Raw genomic sequence first — 18,908 nt, forward strand, 5'->3', positions numbered from 1 at the left:
GCGCGGGTAACAACTGCTTTCAAACAAAGGGATTATTTCAACAATTTACATTGCGTAAATCGTTACGACGCCCACAAAAAAACCGTGCCCGGATCGCTCCGGTGCACGGTTTTTTCTTAACAAGTCTTACTTGTTAACAGCGTCGGTCAGGCCTTTGGCCACAACCAGCTTGATCACTTTCTTGGCAGCGATTTCGATGGCAGCGCCAGTCGAAGGGTTACGGCCAGTACGGGCAGGGCGCTCAGTCACTTTCAGTTTGCCGATACCTGGCAGAGTGATTTCGCCGCCGTTTTCCAGCTGATCGGCAACGATTTGGCCCAGTTGGTCCAGAGCGTTACGCGCGGTGGTTTTCGGCGCGTCGATAGCTTCAGCGATGTCGGCGATCAGTTGGTCTTTAGTAAGAGCCATTTAGTGTTCCTTCCCTATCAAATTCATATGGATTGCAGAGTGCAATGTCAGCTATCGAGCCCGATCTTTTGGATCCGGCACCCTCGGCCAAATAACCTCGGGATCGGGGTTATAGATACCGAAATCAGGGTTTGGTTCGACCTGACAAATGCTGACTGCACGCTTAACGCAGTGACTTCGCGCAAGACCGGGCAAAGCTAGCACACAGACGTGGAAATATCCGCCTCTAGCTACCCATTTGGTCAGCTTTATTGCGCTAAAACAGGAAAAAAACGCATAAGCGCCGTCGGTCGCCCGTCAATTGCCCTTCGCACCGCGCCAAAACCAGTGGTTGCGGTACACTGAGCGCTTTTTCGGGGGAGCACGCCCTCCTCTCTTCATTCAGCCGAGAAGCCCATGCCGATCCGTCATTGCATCGTCCACCTGATCGACAAAAAACCCGACGGCACACCCGCAGTTCTCCACGCTCGTGACTCTGAACTGGCTGAGTCCGCAGCCATCGAGAACATGCTCGCCGACCTCAACGAAAGCTATAACGCCAAACAGGGTAAAGCCTGGGGCCTGTTCCATCCGGAATCCGGCGCGTTCCCGTTCAGCGGCTGGCTGAAGGAGTACCTCGATGGCGGCCAGGATTTCACCGCGTTCAGCCGCGTGGCGGTCGAGCATCTGCAAAAGCTGATGGAAGAGTCGAACCTGTCGGTTGGCGGCCACGTGCTATTCGCACACTATCAGCAAGGCATGACCGACTACCTGGCCATCGCCCTGCTGCACCACAGTGAAGGCGTGGCCGTGACCGACGAACTGGACGTGACCCCGTCTCGTCACCTGGACCTGGGTCAATTGCACCTGGCGGCGCGGATCAACGTTTCCGAGTGGCAGAACAACAAACAATCCAAGCAGTACATTTCGTTTATCAAAGGCAAGAACGGCAAAAAGGTTTCGGAGTATTTCCGCGACTTCATTGGCTGCCAGGAAGGCGTCGATGGTCCGGGTGAAACCCGCACCCTGCTCAAAGCCTTCAGTGATTTCGTTGAAAGCGAAGACCTGCCGGAAGACGACGCCCGCGAGAAGACCAAGACCCTGGTGGATTACGCCAGCAGCCAGGCCAAGCTCGGTGAGCCGATGGGCCTGGAAGAATTGTCGGGGCTGATCGACGAAGAACGCCCGAAGGCCTTCTACGATCACATCCGCAACAAGGATTACGGCCTCTCGCCGGAAATCCCGGCCGATAAACGCACCCTGAACCAGTTCCGCCGATTCACTGGCCGCGCCGAAGGCCTGTCGATCAGTTTCGAAGCACACCTGCTGGGCTCGAAAATCGAGTACGACGAAGAAGCCGGCACGTTGATCATCAAGGGCCTGCCCACTTCGCTCACCGATCAGCTGAAGCGCCGCAACTGATGCTCGGCGGCGTACTGAAGAAATTCCTGCTGATCCTGCTGGTGGTCGTGGCCTATCAGAACTGGGGCAAGATCGAGCGGGTGTTCAACCCATCGCAAGTGGTGCCTGCGCAGACCCAGGCCAAGGCCAACGTCGTGCTCTACGCCACCGAATGGTGTGGCTACTGCAAACTGACCCGGCGCTTCCTCGATCAGAAAGGCATTGCGTACAAGGAGTTCGATATCGAGAAGGATGCCGTCGCGCGCGAGGATTATCAGGCATTGGGCGGTGGCGGCATTCCAATTATCGATGTGAACGGGACGCTGATTCGCGGGTATGACCCGGATGCGATTCTGGCGGCGTTGAATTAACTAATCGGGTTCAAACAATCCGTGTGGCGAGGGGGCTTGTCGGATCGCCGCACCGTCCCATTCAGCTGCGCAGCAGTCGTAATCCTATGAATGCGATTTGGCCCTTTGAAATACTGGGGCCGCTTCGCTGCCCAACGGGAGCAAGCCCCCTCGCCACAGGTGTGCGTCTGCGTCAGCAGGCTTCGATCCGGAAACCAAACCGCGGGAAGTGCACGTGCACCACACCGCCACGCTCGTCCTCTCGCCGTACAATCAGCTCTTCGCGGCCGGCAAACAACAACTCCCCCGCCACCGGATCAACGCCGTAGTCCGTGGCCGCGATCACTACCTGTTGCCCCGCCTTGAATCCATTGGGATCGACGAACTGCTCATCCGGCAATGCCGCTGGCGTGGACGCGCGCGCCACTGCCAGCGCCTCCTCGGAACTCATCTCGCTGGACGCACCATGACCGAAGCCCAATACCCGAGCATGCCACGCGGCCACCGCCGGGTAAGCCTCCACCAGTGGCGCCGTGACGGGTGTGGCTTTGAGGAACCAGAGGCAATGGGCCAGGGCAAAGTCGGCAATCGACGGTTCACCAAACAGGAAATCACCCTCTTCGCGCTGCAACTGCAACTCCAGGCGCGACATGATCGTTGGCCACTGATGTTTGGCCTGTTCGGTGGACAGTTTTGTCGCGCTACCTCCACTGAACAAACCGGCACGGTCGGCCAGAAACGCCTTGATCGCTTCCGGCGACAAATTGCCAAAGCGCACCGCTATCGATTCCGGCTGGAACACCAGGCTCACCGCATGCTGGAACACCACCGAATCAGCCCAGGCTGCAAACGACGCGGTGATCATTTCCTGACCCTCCGGGAAGAACGCCGGCAAGGCTTTTTCCTGCTCCAGTCGCCGGGCAATCAATGCCGTGTCGCAATAAATATCTGCACCGACCTGCAACACCGGTGTCTTGCGGTAGCCACCGGTCAACGCCGTGAGATCCGGTTTTGGCATCACTGGCGAGATCTTTACCGAGCGCCAGGACAAACCCTTGAAGCCCAGCAGCAGGCGGGCCTTCTCGGCAAAGGGGGACGTCGGGTAATGATGCAGAATCAACTCGGACATGCTCGGCTCCGCCGCAAGGATCAGGAGTCCGCAGCTTAGCGCGCAATCACCTGGCAGCCTACAGATCTGCCTGATGGGAACTGATCAGTCAGAGTGATAAGCCAGAGACGGCGTTCGCCACCAGGCATTCCTTGGCACTCTTTTTGAGTTTTTTAATTAGCCGTTCCTGACGCAATGCATCGCTTTTGTCGCGACAGCGTTCGGTGTAGACCAGGGCCATGGCAGGGCTGGAAAGAAAGAATCGTGCGCCCTTGCCGCTTTGATGCTTGGCGAAGCGACGCACGGGATCATCGCTGATCCCACAATAGAGCGAACCGTTGGCCGCGCGAACGAGGTAGACGAACCAGGTTTTGCTCGCGGGTGTGTCGGCGTCGACAGGGCTTTCGCTGAGGGTGGTCACGTAACGATCAGGGCTTGAAGGAAAACAAGCCGCGATCTTATCAGCGACTGGCCTGGAATGCCTTCAGCCCCTTCAAAGCCTGCGCGCGAACGGCCTTGCGAACAAGTGGCGTCCAGCCCAGCAACAGGCCTTTGAAACCCAACGCCTGACGCGACCAGGTCCATAGATCGAAACTGTCGTGATGTTCGCAAATCTTGCCGTCACGGAAGATGAAACGCGCCTGGATATCGTTGACCACGGTGTTGCCGGTCTGGCTGAACAGATAGGTCGCGACCCAATGAACACCACCGCTGCGCTCGTCGGCGCGCACATGATCGAAGGTCAGGGAAAAATCCTTGGCCCGCGTGGTCAGCATGCGCCACATGTCACCGGCATCGCGACCGCGAAGCTCGCCGAACGCAGGGTCACTGAACACCACATCATCGGTGTAGCAGGCCGCCATGGCTTCGGCATCCAGGCGCTGGAAAGCCTGGTAGAAACGGGTGATCAAGGCGCTATGGGCTTCACTCATTTGTGGGTTCCCCTGGATTTGCATAATGGCTTCGAAAGATTGCCTGCACGATAATCTGCAAATGCATCGAACACTATCGGCATTCATGACGAAAATAACGCGATGATTATTCACTTCATTTCAGTACGACATTCCGTTGTCCCGGGCGTAGGAAAAAAGATCAACGTCCGTGGAAATACCCAGCCGTCGCATGGCCATGTTCTTTTGTTTACTGATGGTCGATACGCTGCGTTTGAAGTGAATGGCGATTTCGCTGACGGTCATGCCACTGGCGAGCATTCGGACCACTTCGTGCTCCTTGGCTGACAGTGGCGATTCGTGCAGCTGATTGCGGGTGTTGACCAGCAGCGTTCGCAGGGACTCGCTGAGGTAACTGCGCCCTTCCTGCACCGCATTGATTGCAAGAGGCAGTTCAGTCGCCGAGGCGGTTTTGGTGACGACGGCCATCACGCCTTGAGCCAACGCCGCCCTTGCCGTCGCCACACTGGTAAACATCGTTACCAGAATGATCGGCAAGGCTGGGTAAAGGCGTTGAATCGTACTCAACATTTTCAAACCATCGGCCTGTTGCCCGCCCGGCATGGAGAAGTCAGTGATCAGCAGGTCGCAGGACGTGCTTGAAAGCAGATTCATCAGGCTGTCGGCACTGTCGGCCTCGCCGACGATCACGCATCGTCGGCTGGCGTTGATGAGTATGCGCAGCCCGACTCGAACGACTGAATGATCGTCAGCAATTACGACTCGCATTGTGGGATACCTCCTGCTTGTGGCGCAATGGCGCGGAAAATAGCGCCGTTCTTCCCCCCTCCACAACGCCCCGAAAAAACCTCTAACGTCACATCCTCAATGTATTCAATGGGCTAACTCTTTGCCCATCTAACAAATAGATGGTTCCTACATTGCAGCGCGCTGAAGACTACGCAGGAGGGCTATTACCAAAGGATTCCTCGTTAGAAAACGTTACGTAGTCCGCAAAACTCTTTCATACATCCCCCCCTCTCTTTTCGTACTAGTTGCATTCCTCCCGCTCCGCCTGCTCGCTAAATTGCGGTCTACCAAGCAGTCCGGCCGTACCTGCACAGAACTGCGCTCACTCTCGCCTGACTATCGAATACATGAACGAGACGCCAATGACCCTGCGCACTGCACGCTTACTCACAGAATCCCTTTGGTACCTGTACTGCGAGCCATGCCAACGGTCTTTTATCCGGGAATTTCAATGAGAGACATCAACACAATATTTTTGAAGCAGGTGCGCCGCTTGACCCATACGGGCATCGGTGCATGCGCTCTGCTGTTGACCGCGCAGGCTCACGCCGACGGCATGGTGCCCAATACCTCAGTGGTCATCGTCAATGAAGCCAACGGGGAAACCGCTGTATCGGTGACCAATACCGACGCCAACCTGGCACTGCTACATATCACCATCGAAGACATTCCCGAAGACACCGAGCCATTGGTGTTCGTGACCCCTCCACTGGCACGCGTTGAAGCCTCCAAGTCACAATTGGTGCGCTTCATCCTGCAATCAGAAAAACCCCTGCTCACCCAGCGTTTGAAACGAGTGATTTTTGAAGGCATCCCCCAAGACAAATCCGCTCCCGAAGCCGGGCGTGCCCGTGTGGGTGTGTCGGTGCGCCAGAACCTGCCGATCATCCTTCACCCCGCTGGCTTGGCGCGCAACCGCACACCATGGACCGATCTGAAATGGTCGCTGCAGGATGGTCAACTGACCGTACGCAACGAAACACCTTATGTCGTTCGACTGGCTCAGGAAGTACAACTGCTGCCTTCCGGGAGCGCTGCACTGCTACCGCGAACCTACGTGTTGCCTGGTGACCACATCAGCGTTTCGGTCCCTGCAAAGGCTGCCACCCAGATTCGAATTTTCCCAGCGACCGTCTATGGCTTTTCTGTGCCGCCCTATGACGCGCCGCTCGCCCCCTGGAACTGACGCCACCGATAGCGCTGTACAGGGAAAGGCAGGCGTCGACATTTCAACGTGACGGCCCGTTTTGCCTTCGCAGCATGTGTGACGGAAGCCGTAGCGGATCAAGCCGGCACCCAGACATAACCCAAGTGAACCTTATGAACACCGTATTGAAATACCGTGATGGCGAAGCCATGCCTGCGATTCGGGTGATCCGCAAACTCCCTCATCTGTCGCGACTTCGTACCGGCATGGTGTTGCTGCTAAGCAATGTAGTGATGGGGACCAACGCCTATGCCGAAGATCTCAATGATGCTTCGTTGCTGACTTCGTTCGACCAGAAAATGCTGAGTCAACGCGGTATCGATCCCAGTCTCGCAACCCTGCTGCTGGCCGCTCCGAACTTCACCCCTGGCCGACATCCGATCACCCTCACGGTCAATGGTATGCGTAGTGGCCGGGTGGACGTCACATTCAACCGCGAAGGCGACTTGTGCTTTGACCGTGCCCTGCTCGATGCGGCAAACCTGACCGTACCCCCAACTCCAGCCAACGACAAAGGCTGTTTCGATACGCTCGCCACCTGGCCGCAAGCCCGAATCGAACAGGACCCGGCCAACCTCGGCCTTTCATTGATAGTGCCCACCCAGGCGATACGTCCGGCTGTCCGCGATATCTCTGCTTTTCAAACCGGCGGTATCGCCGGGTTACTCAACTACGACGTCAACTGCCTTCACAGCCAATACGGCAGTCAATCGAACCGCTACCTCTCGGCCAATACCGAAGTCGGTTTCAATGCCGGCGACTGGATTGTGCGCAGTCGTCAGGTGCAGACCTGGCAGAACGATGTGTCCAGCACCACTCACCTGACGGCTTACGCCCAGCGCACCTTTGCCAGCCATGAGACGGTGCTTCAAGCAGGTCAGGTCAATCTCTACAACCCGGTACTGGCCGGCGCGCAGATCACCGGCGTCCAGGTCATGACCGAGCAGGCGCTCCAGGTCGAAGGCCAAAGCAATCCCATCGAAGGGATTGCTCACAGCCAGGCTCAGGTCGAAATCCGGCAGAACGGTTCGCTGATCCACTCGACAGTGGTGCCGGCTGGGCCGTTTTCCCTTAGTAACGTGCGTCGGCTCGACAGTCGCTCCGATGTCGAAGTCACTGTCAAGGAAGCGGATGGTAGCGAGCAACGCTTCACGGTCCCCGTCGCCATGCTCGGCGTTGGCCTGCCGGCTCCCGGCTTTTCGCTGGCCGCCGGCCAGGTACGCAGTCTCGGCGCTGCACAGAGCGGCGAGCCCTGGGTGATCAGCGGTGGCTGGAGCGGAGCACTCAACCCGAATGTCCTGCTTACCACCGGTGCCACGGGGACCACCGACTACCGCGCTGCGGGCGCAGGCCTGGGCCTGCTGCCAGGGCCCGACACACAGATCCAGGCCACCCTGCAAGCGACCGACACCAGCACCCGCCAGGCCGACAGTGGGCTTCAGGCCGACCTGAATGTTTCGCAACGCATGGGGGAGCAGTGGTCGATCAATGCCGGAACTTCGCACCGCACCTTCGGCTTTCGCGAACTGTCGGAGGCAGTATTCGATACTCACTCGGCGCGCAGCCAGACGCGTTACCGCGATCAGCAGAGCCTGTCGCTGGCCTGGTTTCACCCCGGGCTTGGCGCGTTCAGCAGCGGCTTCAATCGTTCAACGACTTTCGACGGACAAAACAGCAGCCGCGCCCTGGCGTCCTGGGGCACCCAGATCGGCGGCGTGTCGCTGTCGACCACGGCGCAATGGCAAGTCAGCGGCACCCAACGTAGCGACGACAGTGTTTACCTGAGCCTGAGTATTCCACTGGGTGAAAGCCGTCGAGCCCGCACCTGGATACGCAGTTCCGCTGGCGAATACCGCAGCGGCGTCGGCTTGAACGAACAGATCAACGACCAGTTGAGTTACCGGGTCGGCGTTGAACACGACTCCCGAGACAAACAAGTGCAGTCCTCGGCAGGGGTTTCCCTGCTGCCGCGCTACAGCCAATTGGACTTGAGCTACACCCGCTCCGATGCCGAACGCTCCAGCTATCAAATTGGCGCGCGTGGCGGCGCGGTGCTGCACGGCGACGGCTTGACGTTATCGCCATACCCCGTACGGGACACCTTCGCGCTGCTTTCGGTAGGCGATACGAGCGCCATCAAAGTCTCGACCCCCAGCGGTCCGGTCTGGACCGATTGGCAAGGTCACGCCGTGGCTCCTCAAGTGCGCGCCTATGGTCGTAGCCCGATAGAAGTCGACACCCGCTCACTGCCACGCAACCTCGATATCAACAACGGACTGGCCGTGGTTTCCGCCGGGCGCGGAGCCGTCGACAAAGTCGAGTTCGGTGTCACGTTGACCCGTCGTGCCTTGCTCAAAGTCACCACCGACAACGGTGCCCCCCTGCCCCGTGGCGCGACGGTAAGCAGCGCAAACGGTGAGTTCGTCACGCTCGTTCAAGAAGGGGGATTGGTGTTTCTGTCCAACGTCCTGGACACCCGTGACCTGTGGATAACCGCACCGGGGCTGGAGCGCTGCGAACTGCGATTCGAGCTGCCCGCCAAGGCCAATACCCAAGTGTATTACGAGACCGCCACTGCCCAGTGCCGGGCTCTTTAAGGATGACCCTATGAAGCTGTCCCGCCCTTTGCTGCTAACACTCGGCACGCTGATGTTGAGCGGACTCACGCCACAGGCCTGGGCGCTCGCCGATGAATGCCAGCTCACCTTGAGTCAGCCGGTACTCGATTACGGCTTGATGAATCGGGCAATACGCGCCAATGCCCCCGCAGAACAGCCACTGGGCGAGCGCCGCCTGGGCCTTAACCTGAACTGCCCACAACCCACTAACATGACCCTGTTCTACCGCGCAATGGCAGCGACCGCCGAGCGCTTTCGCTTTACCGAGCACGGCAGCTATGCCGTGCGCATGGGGGACGCCGTACTCGATGGGCAACCGGTGGACCTGGGCCAGATTTCCGCCGTCGGCCAGGTACCCGAAGAAGCCGCTTCAAGTCTGCTTTGGCGACCGCAACAGGCGATCGTTCCGGTTCGGGGTGGGGTGGCGGTACAAGGGCAAAGCCTGTCGGCGCAACTGGAACTGACAGCCTGGGCGCCAGAAAAAGCGTTGCAGGTACGTGACACCCTTGTCTGGGAAACCACCGGCCTGTTCGACGCGGTCGCTACGGGCCGCTCCAGGGAGCTAACCCTGCGCGCCAGTTTCGCACCTGCCGCGTGCAACGTGGATCTGTCCAATGGCGGCCTGGTGGATTTCGGTCGGTTATCGATAAACGACCTGAACTCCGACAAAAGCACCCAACTGCCACCCAAGGAATTGACCCTGCGGGTTGGCTGCGACGCACCGACGCAATTTGCCCTTGTCATGCATGACAACCGCCCAGGTACGGCGACGGTCAACAGCGGGATTTACTACGGACTGGGTCTGGATAAGCGCAGCAACAGGATTGGCCTGTACTCATTGAATGTCGATCCCGCCAACGCCAGCGCGGACAGCTTTGCCCGCGTGTATCGAACCGACTCCACCACCCAAGGCATGGCCTGGAGCACCTCCAGTTCAAACCCCATACCGATCGCCCAGAAAAGCTACCTGGGTTTTACCGACAGCGCCGCCAGCAACGCAGGGCCGGCCTCGGTCCAAAACCTCACAACCACAGTTACGGTCGATGCCGTCATCGCCCCCACCGCGAGCCTGGACCTTAGCAGCGCCGTTCACCTCGACGGCTCAGCGACTATCGAAATGCTTTACCCATAACACCCACCCTGCCTTGTTGAACCCGAGGTGCAATCAAGCGCTTCGGGCTATTCAAGGTCAACAACGAAAGAAAGGAAGCTTCACTCATGAAAAAGTACTTCGTAGCACTCACCACAACGGCACTGATCAGCGCCGCTCCTTTTGCTCTCGCAGCGTCGAGCACTGACCTGAGGGTCAAAGGCCTGATCACTCCAGCCGCTTGCACACCCACTCTGTCCAGCAGCAACATTGATCTCGGAAAGATTTCATCCAAAGACCTTAAGCCAACTAGCAATACTCTAATTGACACTAGCGACCTGGCACTGACTGTGAATTGCGACGCGGCAATCAAATTCGCAGTGAATCACATCGACCATCAAGCAGGCACGTGGAATGGTCCGGGGGGGTTCGGTCTTGGCTTGGATAAAGCTAGAACCGAATTGGGTTACTTTACCCCAAAAATCAAGACAATCGAGGAAAACAGCACTTCGTACGACGCGATCCAGTCAACCAACAACGGAGCAAACTGGACTAAAGCAACTAGCGCAGAGCCTGACACCCTCTTGTCCATTGCTGCATCGGGCGCTGATATACCAATTGCCGGTAAGGATGTAACTTTTAATTTTGAGGTTGATACGTACATTGCCCGGGCCGACTCGCTTGACCTGAGCGATGACACCCCTATCAATGGTCATATGACCTTTGATGTGAAGTACTTGTAAGACCAAAGCACTGAACCGCCCGTCAATTGAATACGCGGGCGGTTCAGCGCCGTTTCCTTTCCCGCGAAAAAGGATTTTATCGTTGAAGTCTTTCCCCATCGCTCTCTCGGCAGCGCTGTTGATGAGTACCGCGCCGGACGTCCTTGCGGCGCCCGCCCCCCTGACGGTCAACGGCACCATTACCCCGGTCGCCTGCACTCCGACTTTTTCCAATAATGGCCTTGTCGACTACGGAATAATCTCCCGGCAAGACCTGAGCATCGACAAAAGGACGCAACTGCGTGACGAATCCCTCGACCTCAACATCAGCTGCACGGCACCTGCCCGTTTCGCCTTGATCATGCGGGACAACCGGGAAGGCTCGGCCATCGTCAACAGTGAGATCTACTATGGCCTGCAGTTCGACCGTAGCGGCAACAGGATCGGCCTGTATTCGCTGCACTTCGATCCCGCCAACACCGTAGTGGACGCTCTGCCTCAAGTGTATCGAACCGATTCCACCACCAATGGGCGGGCGTGGAGTTCATCCAGGTCCAGCCCCATACCGATTGCCGCCCAAAGCTACCTGGGTTTCACCGATGTGGCCGGCAGCACTGCAGGCCCTGTCGCGATTCAGAACCTGAGCAGTCGGGTTACGATCGTCACGGTCATTGCCCCCACCTCAACCCTGGACTTGAGTGACGATGCAACACTCGATGGCTCGGCGACCCTGGAGGTTCTCTACTTATAGGCGTGCGCCGCGATTAAAGTTTCTCACTGCTGACCTGCACATACAGCGCCCGCCCGGCACCGAGCCCGGCGATGATCGCACCGAGGCCAATGACGCCAAAAATCCAGCCCACGGCCATCCAGCCGCCGGTCCAGTCATGCACGATACCGACGGCGAATGGCCCCATGGACGCCAGGGTGTAACCGAAGCCCTGGGCCATGCTCGACAGATTCGCCGCGACGTGGGAGTCACGCGAGCGCAGCACGATCAGGGTCAATGCCAGGCTGAACGTGGCGCCCTGCCCCAACCCCAGCACAATCGCCCAGCCCCACAGACCTTCAATCGGGGCGTAAAGACAGCCGAACAGACCGCCGAGGGTCAGGGCCATCACGATCACAATCGCCAGGCGCTGATCCTTGCCGCGTGTCGCCAGCCATGGCGCGGCGAGGGAGCTGACCAGTTGCACGATCACCGAACCCGACAGCACCAGTCCGGCCTGGGTCGGGGTCAGGCCGCGCCCGATCAGGATCGACGGCAACCAGCCGAACACGATGTAGGCCAGGGACGATTGCAGACCCATGTACAAGGTCACTTGCCAGGCCAGCGGATCGCGCAGCAATCCCCGAACGCGATAGGCGACGTTGTGCGCGCCGTGTTTCTGGCCGATTTGCGGCAACCAGAACAGTGCGGCCGCCAACGCCGGAATGACCCAGAAGCCGAGACCCAGTGCCCAGCTTTTGTCGAAATGCTCACTGAGCGGCACGGTCGCACCTGCCGCCATCGCCGCGCCCAGACACAGGGCCATGGTGTAGACGCCGGTCATGGTCCCGGCCTGTTTCGGGAAATCGCGCTTGACGATGCCCGGCAGCAACACGCCGATCACGCCGATGCTGGCACCGGCTAGCACGCTGCCGGCAAACAGGCCGATTTCACCGAACGAACTGCGCAGGATGATCCCGCCCGCCAGGGTCAGAAGAATACCCAGCACCACCCGCTCAGCACCAAATCGCCGCGCCAGCACGGGTGCCAACGGCGCAAACAGGCCAAGACAAAGCACCGGCAACGTGGTCAGCAATCCCGCCGTGGACGCCGACAAGCCAAGGGACTTCGAGACCTCGCTGAGCATCGGCGCCATGCTCGACAGCGCCGGGCGCAGGTTCAGCGCCACTAGAATCAGGCCCAGCAGCAACAGCCAGGGCCGGCGCAGAACCGGGTGGGTTTGCTGGACCTGCTCGTCATCGGCCTCGGCGTCGATCAACAGCTCTTCCAGCTCTGCCGAGCGTTTGGGGGCTGTGGATAAATCACTGCGGTGCATGGACTTCTCGGTTTCAAGGTTCATTGATCAACTGCCTCGACAGGGCTTTGGCCCGTTCCGGGTCGCGTTGCTCGACGGCATCGAGCAGTTCGATGTGCAAGTCGAACACTTCCTGGCGGCGCGGGACCATACTCAGGGTCTGGCGCAACTGCGCGCCGACGATGCTGGAGAAATAGCGGTACAACTCGCTAAGGGTCGGGTTGTGCGCGGCGTCCACCAGACGGCGGTGGAACACCAGATCGCAGGCGATGTAGGTGTCGAGATCGCCGTGATAGTGGCTGCCGCTGACACCCAGGGCCTCGCGCAATGCCACCAGGTCTTCGTCGGTACGGCGCATGGCTGCCAGACCGATGGCCTCGACTTCGAGGATGTGCCGGGTTTCCCGGGCCTGCTCAAGGGAGCAACGGGACAGCGCCTTCAAGGTATCGAGCGGATCGACCACTGCCCGCAAGTAACTGCCGTCACCCTGGCGGATTTCGATCAACCCGGAAAACGCCAACACCCGCATGGCTTCGCGCACGGTGTTGCGGCTGATGCCCAGTTCGGCGGACAACTCAGGCTCGGTGGGCAAACGCTGGCCCACGACCCAGGTCCCTTGGTTGATGCGCAGGCGCAACTGATCCAGAGCCTGATCGACCAGGGATCGTTTCACCAATGGAGAAATTTCTGACATGGAATTCGCCCTCTCATCCAATCATAGGATGAATTTTCTGACATGTTAGTCAGCTTCATCCGAGAGAGCAAGGCGATCCCTGTAGGAGCGAGCCTGCTCCGGGCGGCGTTCCGACGATGAATGTGACGGCAACGCAGTGTCCAAATTGAACGCGTCATCGTTCACGCCCATCGCGAGCAGGCTCGCTCCCACAGGGTCCAAAATTTCAGGCAAAAATAAACCCGGCACTCGGTCCGGGTTTATTTCAGTGCCTGGGTTCGATCAATGCAGGATCTGGCTCAGGAACAGCTTGGTGCGTTCATTCTGAGGCTTGTCGAAGAAGTCGTTCGGCGCCGCCTGCTCGACGATTTCGCCCTTGTCCATGAAGATCACGCGGTTGGCCACGGTGCGGGCGAAGCCCATTTCGTGGGTCACGCAAAGCATGGTCATGCCGTCTTCGGCCAGGCCGATCATGGTGTCCAGCACCTCTTTCACCATCTCCGGGTCGAGTGCCGAGGTCGGTTCGTCGAACAGCATGATTTTCGGTTTCATGCACAGTGCGCGGGCAATCGCCACACGCTGTTGCTGACCGCCGGACAGTTGCCCCGGGAATTTATGCGCCTGCTCCGGAATGCGTACGCGTTCCAGGTAGTGCATGGCAATTTCCTCGGCCTTGCGCTTGGGCATCTTGCGCACCCACATCGGCGCCAGCGTGCAGTTCTGCAGGATGGTCAGGTGCGGGAACAGGTTGAAGTGCTGGAACACCATGCCGACTTCACGGCGGATCGCTTCGATCTGCTTGAGGTCGTTGGTCAGTTCCACGCCATCGACCACGATACGGCCCTGCTGGTGCTCTTCCAGACGGTTGAGGCAGCGGATGGTGGTGGATTTGCCGGAACCCGATGGGCCGCACAGCACGATACGCTCGCCCTGCTTGACGTTGAGGTTGATGTCCTTGAGTACGTGAAACTGACCGTACCACTTGTTTACGCCCTGCATCTGAATAATGCCTTCAGGGCTCACAGGCTGTTTGATTGCTTCGCTCATCACAAAACTTCCTAAATTAGGTAGCGACTTAGCGCTTGTGGCCAGTGTCGAGCTTGCGTTCCAGATGCATGGAATAGCGCGACATACCAAAACAGAAAATCCAGAACACCAGGGCGGCGAACACATAGCCTTCGGTGGCCATGCCCAGCCATTTCGGGTCGGCGGCGGCTTGCTTGACGCTGTTGAGCAGGTCGAACAGGCCGATGATGATCACCAGGCTCGTGTCCTTGAACAGCGCAATGAAGGTGTTGACGATGCCGGGGATCACCAGCTTCAGGGCTTGCGGCAGAATCACCAGACCCATGCTGCGCCAGTAACCCAGGCCCATCGCCGCCGCTGCTTCGTACTGACCTTTTGGAATCGCTTGCAGACCGCCACGCACCACCTCGGCCACGTAGGCCGACTGGAACAGGATCACGCCGATCAGCGCCCGCAGCAGCTTGTCGAAGTTCATGCCTTCAGGCAGGAACAACGGCAGCATCACCGAGGACATGAACAGCACCGTGATCAACGGCACGCCGCGCCAGAACTCGATGAAGGTCACGCAGACCACGCGAATCGCCGGCATGTTCGAACGACGGCCCAGAGCCAGGACAATCCCCAGCGGCAGCGCACCGGCGATGCCGACGGTGGCGATCACCAGGGTCAGCATCAGGCCGCCCCACTGGCTGGTCGCCACGTTGGTCAGGCCGAAGATGCCACCGTGCAACAGGAAGTAGGCAAAGATCGGGTACAGCACCAGGAAGCTCAGCCCGTACACCGCTTTATGGTGAAAGCGCGAGATGAACAACGGCGCCACGCCGACGATCGCCAGCCACACCGTCAGGTCCACACGCCAGCGCAGTTCCGGCGGGTAATAGCCATACATGAACTGGCCGAAACGCTGTTGGATGAACACCCAGCAGGCGCCTTCCTTGGTGCAGTCGGCGCGGGTCGTGCCGACCCAGTTAGCGTCGAGGATGGCCCACTGCAGGATCGGCGGCACCACCAGGTAGATGAGGTAGAAGGCAAACAGGGTCAGCAGGGTGTTGAGCCAACTGGAGAACATGTTCGCGCGCATCCACGCCACCGGCCCAAAGACTTTGCTCGGTGGCGGCATGTCAGGTTTGAAAGTATGAGTACTCATGCGCTATTCCTTACCGCTCGATCAGCGCAATGCGCTTGTTGTACCAGTTCATCAGCAGGGAAATGCTGATACTGATCGCCAGGTACACGCTCATGGTGATGGCAATCACCTCGATCGCCTGACCGGTCTGGTTCAGCACCGTACCGGCAAACAGCGAGACCATTTCCGGATAACCGATGCCGGCCGCCAGCGAGGAGTTCTTCGCCAGGTTCAGGTATTGGCTGGTCAGCGGCGGGATGATCACGCGCAGGGCTTGCGGGATAATCACCTTGCGCAGGGTCGGACCGTTGCGCAGGCCGAGTGAGTGCGCCGCTTCGGTCTGGCCGTGGCTGACCGACTTGATGCCCGAACGTACGATCTCGGCGATGAACGCCGCGGTGTACACGGTGAGGGCCAGCGTCAGCGCCAGCAGTTCCGGGATCAGCACCCAGCCACCGACGAAGTTGAAGCCTTGCAGCTTCGGCATTTCCCAGTGCAGCGGCGCGCCGAAGATCAGTGCGCCCAGTGTCGGGATCACCAGGAACAACGCCAGGCCAACCCAGAACTTGTGGAACGGCACACCGGTGGCTTCAAAGCGCTTGGTGGCCCAGCGGCTCATCAGCACGATGGCGACGATGGCGACTACAACGCTGGCCACAAACGGCCAGAAGCCGTCCGCCATCAGCGCCGCCGGCATGTTCAGGCCGCGGGCGCTGACAAAGAAGGTGTCGCCGAAGTTATGGCTGTTGCGCGGCCCCGGCATGGTCAGGAACACCGCGAAGTACCAGAACAGGATTTGCAGCAGCGGCGGAATGTTGCGAAAGACCTCCACGTACACCGTCGCCAGCTTGGCGATGATCCAGTTCTTCGACAGCCGCGCTACACCTACGATGAAACCCAGGATCGTCGCCAGGATCACGCCGATGACAGTCACCAGCAAAGTGTTGAGCAGGCCGATGACAAACACCCGGGCGTAAGTGTCCGATTCGGTGTAGTCGATCAGGTGTTGAGCGATGCCGAAACCGGCACTGCGCTCCAGAAAACTGAAGCCCGAGGTAATGCCCCGGTGCTGAAGGTTGGTCTGCGTGTTATCGAACAGATACCAGCCCATCGAGACCACCGCGACAATGGTGATGATCTGGAATAGCCAAGCACGCACGCGTGGATCGCTGAGGCTGAGCCTCTGCTTTGGTGCGCCGATTGAATTTTGCATGAAGTGCCCCGGAAATAATGGAACAGAACATCACCCGGTGGTTGGCCCACCGGGTGATAGAACCATCAGCGCACTGGTGGTGCGTATTGAATGCCGCCAGCGTTCCACAGGGCGTTCAGCCCGCGGTCGATTTCCAGCGGAGTGCCCTTGCCGAGGTTTTTCTCGAACACTTCGCCGTAGTTACCCACTTGCTTGATGATCTGCACGACCCAGTCTTTCTTCACTTTCAGGTCTTTGCCATATTCACCGTCGGTACCCAGCAGACGGGCAACGTCAGGGTTCTTGGTGCCCTTGGCTTCGGCTTCTACGTTCTTCGAAGTGATGCCGGCTTCTTCAGCGTTGAGCATGGCGTAGCCAGTCCAGCGCACGATGGCCAGCCACTCGTCGTCGCCATTACGCACGACCGGGCCCAGAGGCTCCTTGGAAATGGTTTCCGGCAGAACCACGTAGTCCTTTGGCGAAGCCAGCTTGCTGCGCTGGGCGAACAGCTGGGATTTGTCGGAGGTCAATACGTCGCAACGACCGGATTCCAGCGACTTGGCGCTTTCGTCGGAGGTGTCGAAGGTGATCGGGGTGTATTTCAGGCCGTTGCCGCGGAAGTAGTCGGAAACGTTCAGTTCGGTGGTGGTACCGGCCTGGATGCAAATGGTTGCGCCGTCCAGTTCCTTGGCGCTCTTGACGCCCAACTTGTTGTTTACCAGGAAGCCGATGCCGTCGTAGTAGGTGATGAAGCCTGGGAATTTCAGGCCCATGCCCGCGTCACGGGAGCTGGTCATGGTGGTGTTGCGCGACAGAATGTCGATTTCGCCGGATTGCAGCGCGGTGAAGCGCTCCTTGGCGTTCAACTGGCTGAACTTGACCTTGGTCGCGTCGCCGAAGACAGCAGCCGCTACTGCACGGCAGTAGTCAGCATCGATACCCACGATCTTGCCGGTGGAATCCGGAACCGAGAAGCCTGGCAAGCCATCGCTGACGCCACACTGCACGAAACCTTTCTTCATCACTGCATCCAGGGTTGCGCCCGCCTGGGCAAACCCGCTGACACCGAGTACCGCGGCTGCAGTCACGATAGCCAGGGTGGATTTCAACATCTTCATTCAAACCTCCAGTTTTGCTCTTGTTGTGTCGGAGCGTGAGTCCTGTCGCACCCTTTTGAGGCGTAGTTGACCCGTGTTGGCTTGTTTTGGGGTCAACCGACGTAAGACGTTAGCTATGAGTCTAGTAGGAGAAAATCCACATCATGGAAAACTCACTCTCACCAGTCGGCCGAACGGGCTGTAGCCCTTTCACGTTCGCGAAGCCCCGTAGCGGCCCTTGGCGAACATCCATCACCGGATTCATTGCTATCCCACAGTCGGCAGTACACTGATAGTGTTACCGCCGGGCGCGAGATGTGTTGCACCGTTTCTCCATAGCAAAGCCCGTACCACACCGCTCGCCGAAGCGGTTCAGCTGCAGGTCAATAGCAAAACTTGTACGCTTGCGACACTTTCTTAACGGATCAACCTGACGCGCACTTTGATCACGCACTTATATGTGCGCGCACGCACAACATTGGAGCAGACATGACCGAGCCCTTGATTCTTCAGCCCGTAAAGACCGCAGACGCCTGCGTTATATGGCTGCACGGCCTGGGCGCCGATCGCTACGACTTCCTGCCGGTGGCCGAAGCGCTGCAGGAAACCTTGCTGAGTACCCGCTTCGTTCTCCCGCAGGCACCGCATCGCCCTGTCACTATCAACGGCGGCTACGAGATGCCGAGCTGGTACGACATCCTGGCCATGAGCCCGGCGCGCGCGATCAACCGCGAGCAACTGGAAGTGTCGGCAGATCGCGTCATTGAATTGATCGAACAGCAGCGAGCCAGCGGAATAGACGCCTCGCGGATTTTCCTGGCAGGTTTTTCCCAGGGCGGCGCCGTGGTTTTCCACACCGCGTTTCTGAAATGGCAGGGACCACTGGGTGGTGTAGTTGCCCTTTCTACTTATGCACCAACCTTCAGCGACGAACTGCAACTGTCCGCCAGCCAGCAGCGGATCCCGGTGCTATCGATGCACGGCCAGTACGACGATGTGGTGCAAAACTCGATGGGGCGCAGCGCCTACGAGCATTTGAAGCTGCGTGGTGTCACCGTGACATGGCAGGAATACCCAATGGGTCACGAAGTGTTACCCGAAGAAATTCGCGACATCGGCGTCTGGCTCGCCGAGCGCTTGCGTTAAGCATTTCTGTTTAAAAGCGCCCTTTGATCCATCCCCCTACG

General features: G+C 58.8%; 19 protein-coding genes. 8 read left to right on the forward strand and 11 right to left on the reverse strand.

Translation table 11 applies throughout. The annotated features are described in order from the left end of the window. Nucleotides 1–126 precede the first annotated feature (126 nt). Entirely contained in the window at nucleotides 127–408 is a 282-nt protein-coding gene (locus AC3ITY_RS27175) for an HU family DNA-binding protein (protein WP_007905514.1), read from the reverse strand. A 396-nt stretch (nucleotides 409–804) separates the two neighbouring features. On the opposite strand from AC3ITY_RS27175, the gene yejK reads away from it, so the two are divergent. Then, nucleotides 805–1,809: a nucleoid-associated protein YejK gene (gene yejK / locus AC3ITY_RS27180; protein WP_057396732.1), complete on the forward strand. Its 1,005-nt coding sequence runs from the start codon at nucleotides 805–807 to the stop codon at nucleotides 1,807–1,809. Next, nucleotides 1,809–2,159 carry a glutaredoxin family protein gene (locus AC3ITY_RS27185; RefSeq protein ID WP_489306068.1) on the forward strand — a complete coding sequence of 117 codons (351 nt, stop codon included), beginning with the start codon at nucleotides 1,809–1,811 and terminating at the stop codon, nucleotides 2,157–2,159. The genes yejK and AC3ITY_RS27185 overlap by 1 nt, the downstream gene beginning before the upstream one ends. A 172-nt stretch (nucleotides 2,160–2,331) precedes the next feature. On the opposite strand, the gene AC3ITY_RS27190 is transcribed toward AC3ITY_RS27185, so the two are convergent. The 4 genes from AC3ITY_RS27190 to AC3ITY_RS27205 form a co-directional block, all read right to left on the reverse strand. Further along, nucleotides 2,332–3,267, reverse strand: a complete 936-nt coding sequence (locus AC3ITY_RS27190) for a glutathione S-transferase family protein (protein ID WP_489306070.1) — start codon at nucleotides 3,265–3,267, stop codon at nucleotides 2,332–2,334. Nucleotides 3,268–3,355: 88 nt separating this feature from the next. Next, on the reverse strand, nucleotides 3,356–3,667 hold the full coding sequence (locus tag AC3ITY_RS27195; protein ID WP_489306072.1) for a GIY-YIG nuclease family protein: 312 nt from the start codon (nucleotides 3,665–3,667) through the stop codon (nucleotides 3,356–3,358). Nucleotides 3,668–3,707: 40 nt separating this feature from the next. Continuing rightward, complete coding sequence (locus AC3ITY_RS27200; RefSeq protein WP_489306073.1) at nucleotides 3,708–4,178, reverse strand: nuclear transport factor 2 family protein; 471 nt, start codon at nucleotides 4,176–4,178, stop codon at nucleotides 3,708–3,710. Nucleotides 4,179–4,298: 120 nt separating this feature from the next. After that, nucleotides 4,299–4,925 (reverse strand): response regulator, encoded by a 627-nt coding sequence (locus AC3ITY_RS27205; protein WP_489306074.1) that lies wholly within the window; start codon nucleotides 4,923–4,925, stop codon nucleotides 4,299–4,301. 472 nt (nucleotides 4,926–5,397) lie between these two features. On the opposite strand from AC3ITY_RS27205, the gene AC3ITY_RS27210 reads away from it, so the two are divergent. The 5 genes from AC3ITY_RS27210 to AC3ITY_RS27230 all read left to right on the forward strand — a co-directional run bounded on the left by AC3ITY_RS27210 (nucleotide 5,398) and on the right by AC3ITY_RS27230 (nucleotide 11,334). Continuing rightward, on the forward strand, nucleotides 5,398–6,132 hold the full coding sequence (locus tag AC3ITY_RS27210) for a fimbria/pilus chaperone family protein (RefSeq protein WP_489311021.1): 735 nt from the start codon (nucleotides 5,398–5,400) through the stop codon (nucleotides 6,130–6,132). Nucleotides 6,133–6,266: 134 nt separating this feature from the next. Next, on the forward strand, nucleotides 6,267–8,750 hold the full coding sequence (locus tag AC3ITY_RS27215; protein ID WP_489306076.1) for a fimbria/pilus outer membrane usher protein: 2,484 nt from the start codon (nucleotides 6,267–6,269) through the stop codon (nucleotides 8,748–8,750). Between the two features lie 10 nt (nucleotides 8,751–8,760). Further along, entirely contained in the window at nucleotides 8,761–9,903 is a 1,143-nt protein-coding gene (locus AC3ITY_RS27220; RefSeq protein ID WP_489306077.1) for a DUF1120 domain-containing protein, read from the forward strand. 86 nt (nucleotides 9,904–9,989) lie between these two features. Then, nucleotides 9,990–10,604, forward strand: coding sequence for a DUF1120 domain-containing protein (locus AC3ITY_RS27225; protein WP_489306078.1), 615 nt, complete (start codon nucleotides 9,990–9,992; stop codon nucleotides 10,602–10,604). A 121-nt stretch (nucleotides 10,605–10,725) separates the two neighbouring features. Then, nucleotides 10,726–11,334 carry a DUF1120 domain-containing protein gene (locus AC3ITY_RS27230; RefSeq protein WP_489311023.1) on the forward strand — a complete coding sequence of 203 codons (609 nt, stop codon included), beginning with the start codon at nucleotides 10,726–10,728 and terminating at the stop codon, nucleotides 11,332–11,334. A 13-nt stretch (nucleotides 11,335–11,347) separates the two neighbouring features. Here the strand turns inward: AC3ITY_RS27230 and AC3ITY_RS27235 are convergent, their stop codons facing one another. The 6 genes from AC3ITY_RS27235 to AC3ITY_RS27260 all read right to left on the reverse strand — a co-directional run bounded on the left by AC3ITY_RS27235 (nucleotide 11,348) and on the right by AC3ITY_RS27260 (nucleotide 17,742). Beyond that, on the reverse strand, nucleotides 11,348–12,652 hold the full coding sequence (locus AC3ITY_RS27235; RefSeq protein ID WP_489306079.1) for a CynX/NimT family MFS transporter: 1,305 nt from the start codon (nucleotides 12,650–12,652) through the stop codon (nucleotides 11,348–11,350). After that, nucleotides 12,642–13,301 carry a FadR/GntR family transcriptional regulator gene (locus tag AC3ITY_RS27240; protein ID WP_489306080.1) on the reverse strand — a complete coding sequence of 220 codons (660 nt, stop codon included), beginning with the start codon at nucleotides 13,299–13,301 and terminating at the stop codon, nucleotides 12,642–12,644. The genes AC3ITY_RS27235 and AC3ITY_RS27240 overlap by 11 nt, the downstream gene beginning before the upstream one ends. Nucleotides 13,302–13,562: 261 nt before the next feature. Beyond that, on the reverse strand, nucleotides 13,563–14,327 hold the full coding sequence (locus tag AC3ITY_RS27245) for an amino acid ABC transporter ATP-binding protein (protein WP_223459741.1): 765 nt from the start codon (nucleotides 14,325–14,327) through the stop codon (nucleotides 13,563–13,565). Nucleotides 14,328–14,355: 28 nt separating this feature from the next. After that, nucleotides 14,356–15,453, reverse strand: a complete 1,098-nt coding sequence (locus AC3ITY_RS27250; RefSeq protein WP_477784047.1) for an amino acid ABC transporter permease — start codon at nucleotides 15,451–15,453, stop codon at nucleotides 14,356–14,358. Between the two features lie 10 nt (nucleotides 15,454–15,463). After that, complete coding sequence (locus tag AC3ITY_RS27255) at nucleotides 15,464–16,645, reverse strand: amino acid ABC transporter permease (protein ID WP_489306083.1); 1,182 nt, start codon at nucleotides 16,643–16,645, stop codon at nucleotides 15,464–15,466. Between the two features lie 65 nt (nucleotides 16,646–16,710). Continuing rightward, nucleotides 16,711–17,742, reverse strand: a complete 1,032-nt coding sequence (locus AC3ITY_RS27260; RefSeq protein ID WP_046041975.1) for an amino acid ABC transporter substrate-binding protein — start codon at nucleotides 17,740–17,742, stop codon at nucleotides 16,711–16,713. 468 nt (nucleotides 17,743–18,210) lie between these two features. On the opposite strand from AC3ITY_RS27260, the gene AC3ITY_RS27265 reads away from it, so the two are divergent. Further along, on the forward strand, nucleotides 18,211–18,867 hold the full coding sequence (locus tag AC3ITY_RS27265; RefSeq protein WP_489306084.1) for an alpha/beta hydrolase: 657 nt from the start codon (nucleotides 18,211–18,213) through the stop codon (nucleotides 18,865–18,867). Nucleotides 18,868–18,908: the final 41 nt, after the last annotated feature.

The sequence above is a fragment of the Pseudomonas sp. GL_091 genome (assembly GCF_057837725.1).

Bases quoted from the DNA above. Each gene is read 5' to 3' on its own strand.
- AC3ITY_RS27250 (WP_477784047.1), bottom strand. From the start codon at position 15,453: ATGAGTACTCATACTTTCAAACCTGACATGCCGCCACCGAGCAAAGTC.
- AC3ITY_RS27265 (WP_489306084.1), top strand. From the start codon at position 18,211: ATGACCGAGCCCTTGATTCTTCAGCCCGTAAAGACCGCAGACGCCTGC.
- AC3ITY_RS27255 (WP_489306083.1), bottom strand. From the start codon at position 16,645: ATGCAAAATTCAATCGGCGCACCAAAGCAGAGGCTCAGCCTCAGCGAT.
- AC3ITY_RS27235 (WP_489306079.1), bottom strand. From the start codon at position 12,652: ATGAACCTTGAAACCGAGAAGTCCATGCACCGCAGTGATTTATCCACA.
- AC3ITY_RS27260 (WP_046041975.1), bottom strand. From the start codon at position 17,742: ATGAAGATGTTGAAATCCACCCTGGCTATCGTGACTGCAGCCGCGGTA.
- AC3ITY_RS27245 (WP_223459741.1), bottom strand. From the start codon at position 14,327: ATGAGCGAAGCAATCAAACAGCCTGTGAGCCCTGAAGGCATTATTCAG.
- AC3ITY_RS27185 (WP_489306068.1), top strand. From the start codon at position 1,809: ATGCTCGGCGGCGTACTGAAGAAATTCCTGCTGATCCTGCTGGTGGTC.
- AC3ITY_RS27175 (WP_007905514.1), bottom strand. From the start codon at position 408: ATGGCTCTTACTAAAGACCAACTGATCGCCGACATCGCTGAAGCTATC.
- AC3ITY_RS27210 (WP_489311021.1), top strand. From the start codon at position 5,398: ATGAGAGACATCAACACAATATTTTTGAAGCAGGTGCGCCGCTTGACC.
- AC3ITY_RS27225 (WP_489306078.1), top strand. From the start codon at position 9,990: ATGAAAAAGTACTTCGTAGCACTCACCACAACGGCACTGATCAGCGCC.
- AC3ITY_RS27230 (WP_489311023.1), top strand. From the start codon at position 10,726: ATGAGTACCGCGCCGGACGTCCTTGCGGCGCCCGCCCCCCTGACGGTC.
- AC3ITY_RS27205 (WP_489306074.1), bottom strand. From the start codon at position 4,925: ATGCGAGTCGTAATTGCTGACGATCATTCAGTCGTTCGAGTCGGGCTG.
- AC3ITY_RS27200 (WP_489306073.1), bottom strand. From the start codon at position 4,178: ATGAGTGAAGCCCATAGCGCCTTGATCACCCGTTTCTACCAGGCTTTC.
- AC3ITY_RS27190 (WP_489306070.1), bottom strand. From the start codon at position 3,267: ATGTCCGAGTTGATTCTGCATCATTACCCGACGTCCCCCTTTGCCGAG.
- AC3ITY_RS27240 (WP_489306080.1), bottom strand. From the start codon at position 13,301: ATGTCAGAAATTTCTCCATTGGTGAAACGATCCCTGGTCGATCAGGCT.
- AC3ITY_RS27220 (WP_489306077.1), top strand. From the start codon at position 8,761: ATGAAGCTGTCCCGCCCTTTGCTGCTAACACTCGGCACGCTGATGTTG.
- AC3ITY_RS27215 (WP_489306076.1), top strand. From the start codon at position 6,267: ATGAACACCGTATTGAAATACCGTGATGGCGAAGCCATGCCTGCGATT.
- yejK (WP_057396732.1), top strand. From the start codon at position 805: ATGCCGATCCGTCATTGCATCGTCCACCTGATCGACAAAAAACCCGAC.